Raw genomic sequence first — 5,213 nt, 5'->3', positions numbered from 1 at the left:
CGGGAATTCGCTTCGCGAATTCCCGAAATACGGCAGCTACGGCCAGCAGGTAGGGCCTGCGCGATTTCCTCCACCTAACATATCGTCACTTTCTGTTTTGTAACAGAATTAATTTCAGGAGCCATTATCGAATCTCTGGAATTCCCAAAGGGCATTTAATTCCAATTCCATCACGGACACCGCATTTTAAGTATCTGACTATCCGTCAGATGACGGTAATTCAGAGTTTGAAAGGGCCAGAGCGGTTCAGTCAAGCCCCCCCCACCCTCGAACGGTACTCCCGCCAACGGATACCCCGAGCACGCAGCCCAAGCGGACACAGCATGGCCGCCAAGGCGACACCGACCGCAGCCAGCATCCCGCGCACCGCTGGGCCCGCTGGCCGTACCGGGTACCTGCTCGACGAAGGTACGGCGGGCGCACCCCCGAACTCCACCAAGTGAACTGACGGAGCCTCAGCTGAAGAACAGTGCTTCATCCGACGCTGGGCACATCAGCGGGGAACCACAGGTAGGAACCATGGACCCCTGTTCGACCAGCCCCCGCGCACCGGGGCAAGCGGCTCCGTTCGCCGTGCATTGCGCGTCAACAAAATGATCTCGCGAGGTGACTCGGCCCAGGGGATCCGCGTGCCGCGATGAGTCCTGCGGCGTCCGGCGGTCGTACTGTCGAACCCGCCGCCGAGGAGGACTTCTGATGCGTAGCGTGACCTATTCGATGAGTGTCTCGCTCGACGGGTACGTCGTCGGGCCGGACGGCGGCTTCGACTGGACGGTGCCTGACGAGGAGGTCTTTCGCTTCGCCACCGACGAGGTGCGAGAGGCCGGCGTCCATCTGTTGGGGCGGCGGCTGTACGAGACGATGCTGTATTGGGAGACCGTCGACCAGAATCCCTCGCTTGATTTCTCGACGCTGGAGTTTGCCGCGGTCTGGAGGTCGTTGCCCAAGGTGGTGTTCTCCACCACGCTCTCGGCGGTAGAGGGAAATGCTCGCTTGGCCTCCGGGGGCCTGGCGGAGGAGATCGAGCGGTTGCGGGCCGAGCCGGGCGACGGCAATATCGCGATCGGCGGCGCGGGGCTCGCTGCCGAGGCAGCGGCCTTGGGGCTGATCGACGAGTACCGGGCCAGGGTCTACCCGGTGCTGGTCGGTGGCGGTGTTCCGTTCTTCTCCCAGCGCGAGCGCCGGGTGGATCTCGATCTCGTCGAGACTCGTACCTTCAGTTCGAGAGTCGTCTACCTCCGTTACCGCGTGGTGCGTTAGTCGGCTGGTCCGGCGGGCTTGGTTGAAGCACGAAGTTTTCTTTAGTGACAATGTCACTCAGCGTGGCCGCGTTGCGGGAGATTCGGGTCGTTGGTTAGCGCTTCTTTTTCGCGTTGCGTGGGCGGCGAGGGTGTGTAGGAGGCGCACGTACGGTGACCAGCGGGCCGGGCGGGCGACGGTGCCGGTGCAGGCGTGTTCGGCTCGGTCGAAGGCGTCTTCCATGCAGGCGTCGTGCATGGGACGGAAGGCGAGCGGCCAGGTGAGCCGGGCCAGGCCTTTGGTGGTCATGGTCAGGGTGTGGTGGATTCGGGCGTGTCCCGGGCCGGCCGGCAGCACGGCCAGTTCGTGGAAGCCGTGGAAGCCTCGTGGGCGGGTGAAGTCGAAGCGGATCCAGCGTCCGGGGATGTATCCGGTCACTGTGTACCCGACCGGCCAGTGGCCGCCTGTCGCGCCGGGGCTCAGTGGTCGGTCGAATTGCATGGGTGACCAGTCGTGGCCGGGCCAGAGCTGGTCGTGGTCTCCGCTTGCGAGGGTGTCGATGAGTGCTCCGAGCTTGCTCTCGTCGGTGGGCAGTAGGCGTTCGTGCACGTTGTGGACGGCCATGGGTTCCCTCCGTCGTATTGGAGACCTTCCTCCAATAAAATAGAGAGTACTCTCTGATTCATGGTGAGACCACCCCGCTTCGACGCTGACCAGCTCCTCGACGCGGCCGTCCGCCTCGCGGCCGCCGGCGGACCGCCCGCTGTCACCATGTCGGCGGTCGCCCACGCCGTCGGCGCTCCCAGCGGCTCCGTGTACCACCGCTTCGCCGGGCGTACGGCGCTCCTGGCGGAGGTGTGGCTGCGGACCGTGGAGCGCTTCCAGGTGGGCTACCACGCCGTCCTCGTCGGGGAGAGCGATCCCCTCAGGGCGGCGCGCGCGGCTGCCCGGTACGTGGTGGGTTGGAGCCGAGCGAACCGGGAGGAGGCCGCGCTCCTCCTCTACGGCGCCGCCGATTTCGGTCGCGCCGACTGGTCGGAGGAACACGTCCGGCGTGCTGACCTGGGCAACGAGCGGGTGTTCGCTTCCCTGGGGGTGCTTGCCGAGGCTCTTGGTGCGGCGGACGAGCGGGGTCGTGAGCGGGTGGCTCTTGCCCTGGTCGATCTGCCGCTGTCGGTGGTCCGTCGTCACCTGCGCACCGGTGAGTCGCTGCCGCCGTACGCCGAGGATCTCGCCGAGGAGTGTTCGGCCGCGTTGCTGGTCGACCGGCTGTAGGGCTTGCCGTGGGTGTGGCTGGGTGTCCTTGTCGGCCACCGGGGGCTGTGTGCCACGGCGCGGGGCGGGCGTATGCGTGCCTGTGTGAGGGAACCCGGGGTCGGCAACCAGAGGCCGTGCCGATCTCAGGCGGGCCGTGCCCGCCGGGCGGGAGCCGGGATGACAGCCTTCGACGACGGTGTCGACCTTCATTTCATCGGCAATGCCACGGTCCTGCTGCGGTTCGGCGGGCTGGCTTTGCTGACCGACCCTAATTTCCTGCACCGTGGTGAGCGTGCTCATCTCGGATACGGTCTGGTCAGCCGCAGGCTCACTGAGCCCGGGCTTGATGCCGCGGACCTGCCCCGGCTGGACGGTGTCGTTCTCTCGCATCTGCACGGTGACCATTGGGACCGCCGTGCCAGGTGTTACCTGGACCGTTCGTTGCCGATCGTGACGACACGGCACGCTGCGCGCCGGCTGCGCACGTTGCAGGGGTTTCGCCGGGCGGGGGGCCTGCGTACCTGGGAGAGCTGCACGCTGGGGCGTGGTGGGGTGCAGGTCCGTGTGACTTCGCTGCCCGGGCGGCATGCTCTGCAGCCGGTGCTGCGTCGTCTGCTGCCGCCTGTGATGGGGAGCATGCTGGAGTTCGGCCGGGTTGGCGGGCCGGTGCGGCTGCGTCTGTATGTGTCGGGTGACACGCTGCTGTTCGATGGTCTGGAGGAGATCGGCCGTCGGTTCCCTGCTGCTGACCTGGCGGTGTTGCATCTGGGGGGTACGCAGTTGCCGGGTGGTTTCGTGGTGACCATGGACGGCGCGCAGGGGGTGGAGCTCGCTCGGCGGTTGGGGTCCCGCCGGGTGTTGCCTGTGCATTACGACGACTACACCGTCTTTCGTTCGCCGCTTGAGGACTTTCTGGCCGAGGCGCGTCGGCTGGGTCTGGAGGAGCGGCTGGTGTCGTGTCCTCGGGGTGGGTGCGCTCGCCTGGTTCCGGGTGGTGATCGGCCTGCTGTTCGTTGATCGGGGGTGGGTGGCGGGTGTGGCGGGTCGGTGGTGGCGTTCTGTGGGCTGGTCAGCGTGTGTGGCTGCGGTTTCTGGTTGTCGTGCAACCGAATGGTGCATATGGGATGAATAGGGTGGCGTGGGGGTGGTTACTCCAGCAGGGACACTCGAAGAACGGAGACGCCCGATGATCATCCAGAAGATGCACGACATGGGCATCCGCAGTGAACACGCCTACATGGCCGCCTTCGCCTCCATCGGCCTGAGCGTCGCCTCGTGGGCGGGCTCCCTGAAGATGGAGCCCGGTACCGGTCTGGCCCGCGCCGACCGCTGGGGTCTCTTCGTCGGTGAATGGGCCCCCACCTTCTTCGGTCTCGGCCTTGCCCTGTCCCACTACGAGCAGCAGGACGGCACTCTCACCGGCACGGTTCATCCGCTGCGCGAGGCCGGCTGACCCCGGCCGGTGGCCGTGCCTGCGGCGGATGCGTCTGCGGCCCGGTCGTGACGGCGGGCCCGTGGTGACCTCAGGGCCCGCTCCCCCGCCGGGCCCGCTCCCCCGTCGGCGGTCGCTCCGCCCCTCTGGTCGTGGACCGGGGCCCGGTGCGCCGGCTTCTGCGCGGTCCTGTCGCGCTGGGGTGCGGCCGTCCTGGGTGGCCGCCGTGGCGGTGGGGCAGGCCGGGGCCGTGCGGTGGCTGGTCGCGTTTCGGGGGTGGCCTCTACACTTCGGTGTGAGGGGTCAACTTCCTTGGGGGGATGGGGGATTCGTGCCCGACAGCGCGTCTGCTGGAGCGGTGCCGGGGGGCGCTGGTGATGCGCGGCTGGTTGCTCTGCGTGCTGAGGTCGAGAAGGTCATCGGTGAGGCGAGGGTCGGTGCGCGGCGGGCGCAGCGTCGTGCGAAGTTGTGGCATGCGGCGTATCTGAGTCTGGGTTTTCCCGCGGCGGTTCTTGCCGGTGTGTCGGGTGCTGCGGGTCTGGCTTCGGCGGGGGCGCGGGTGCCGGCGGCGATTCTGGCGCTTTTGGCTGCGGGGTTCTCGGCGGGGTCGACGTTTTTGCGGGCGGATGCGCGTCATATGACGAATCTTCGGCGGCGTTATGCGTGGGAGATGTTGGAGACGCGGGCTCGGCTTGTGCTGGCGTATGACTCTTATGAGGGTGCTGAGCGTTTGCATGCCGCGTTGTTGGGTCTGCATGAGTTGCGGGCCGCTGTTCCGTCCAGTGCTCTGGTGCTGGTCGAGCAGCAGGGGGTGGTGAGTGTGCCGGCGGGGGTGGTGCAGTCGCCGGTTCTTCCTGCGGCTGCGGGGGTGCAGCCGGCTGTGATGCCGCAGCAGTCGTCGGGGCCGTCGTCGGGGGCGCCTGATCCGGTGGGCTGACGGGCGGTGGGGGTGCGCGCCGGGGGTTTACAGGCCCATCAGTTCGGGGGTGAAGACGGAGATGCGGTCGGTGACGTCTTCGGGTGTCCGTCGTCTGGGCGGTGTGAGCCGTTGGGGGGTGCCGATGTAGAGCCAGCCGAGGAGGCGTTCGCCGGGGTTCAGGCGCAGGAGGCGGCGGATGCGGTCGGATTCGGTGAGGTTGTCGGTGCGCCAGACGCTGCCGAAGCCGCGGGCGTGGAGCAGCAGGATGAGGGAGCTGGTCATGGCGCTGGTGGCGGCGAGTTGTTCCCATTCGGGGACGGTGGTGTCGTGGGGGGTGGGGGTGAAGACCAGGGTGGCGAGCAGGGG

Annotated in this window: 7 protein-coding genes; 5 read left to right on the top strand and 2 right to left on the bottom strand. The window is 67.4% G+C overall.

Annotated elements, in window-relative coordinates; genetic code table 11:
- Positions 1-696: 696 nt before the first annotated feature.
- Positions 697-1,260 (top strand): dihydrofolate reductase family protein, encoded by a 564-nt coding sequence (locus tag CCN44_RS34390; protein ID WP_086702310.1) that lies wholly within the window; start codon positions 697-699, stop codon positions 1,258-1,260.
- A 57-nt stretch (positions 1,261-1,317) separates the two neighbouring features.
- Here the strand turns inward: CCN44_RS34390 and CCN44_RS34385 are convergent, their stop codons facing one another.
- Entirely contained in the window at positions 1,318-1,863 is a 546-nt protein-coding gene (locus CCN44_RS34385; RefSeq protein ID WP_086702307.1) for a hypothetical protein, read from the bottom strand.
- A gap of 60 nt (positions 1,864-1,923) precedes the next feature.
- On the opposite strand from CCN44_RS34385, the gene CCN44_RS34380 reads away from it, so the two are divergent.
- The 4 genes from CCN44_RS34380 (at position 1,924) to CCN44_RS44175 (ending at position 4,865) form a co-directional block, all read left to right on the top strand.
- Positions 1,924-2,514 (top strand): TetR/AcrR family transcriptional regulator, encoded by a 591-nt coding sequence (locus CCN44_RS34380; protein ID WP_086702305.1) that lies wholly within the window; start codon positions 1,924-1,926, stop codon positions 2,512-2,514.
- A 159-nt stretch (positions 2,515-2,673) separates the two neighbouring features.
- The gene (locus CCN44_RS34375; RefSeq protein ID WP_086702301.1) at positions 2,674-3,513 is read left to right on the top strand and encodes an MBL fold metallo-hydrolase; all 840 of its coding nucleotides are present in this window, start codon (positions 2,674-2,676) and stop codon (positions 3,511-3,513) included.
- Positions 3,514-3,682: 169 nt separating this feature from the next.
- Positions 3,683-3,949 carry a hypothetical protein gene (locus CCN44_RS34370; RefSeq protein WP_030787428.1) on the top strand — a complete coding sequence of 89 codons (267 nt, stop codon included), beginning with the start codon at positions 3,683-3,685 and terminating at the stop codon, positions 3,947-3,949.
- 310 nt (positions 3,950-4,259) lie between these two features.
- Positions 4,260-4,865, top strand: a complete 606-nt coding sequence (locus CCN44_RS44175; RefSeq protein WP_143650166.1) for a hypothetical protein — start codon at positions 4,260-4,262, stop codon at positions 4,863-4,865.
- Positions 4,866-4,892: 27 nt separating this feature from the next.
- Here CCN44_RS44175 and CCN44_RS34360 read toward each other — a convergent pair.
- Positions 4,893-5,213 (bottom strand): nitroreductase family protein (locus tag CCN44_RS34360; RefSeq protein ID WP_208639897.1); only part of this gene is annotated, 321 nt, incomplete at its 5' end.

Origin of the sequence: Streptomyces tricolor, assembly GCF_002155905.1 — a bacterium.
Taxonomy (GTDB): Bacteria; Actinomycetota; Actinomycetes; order Streptomycetales; family Streptomycetaceae; genus Streptomyces; species Streptomyces tricolor.
The sequence above is the reverse complement of the archived record's forward strand: the minus strand, read 5'-3'. Positions and strand labels throughout refer to the sequence as shown.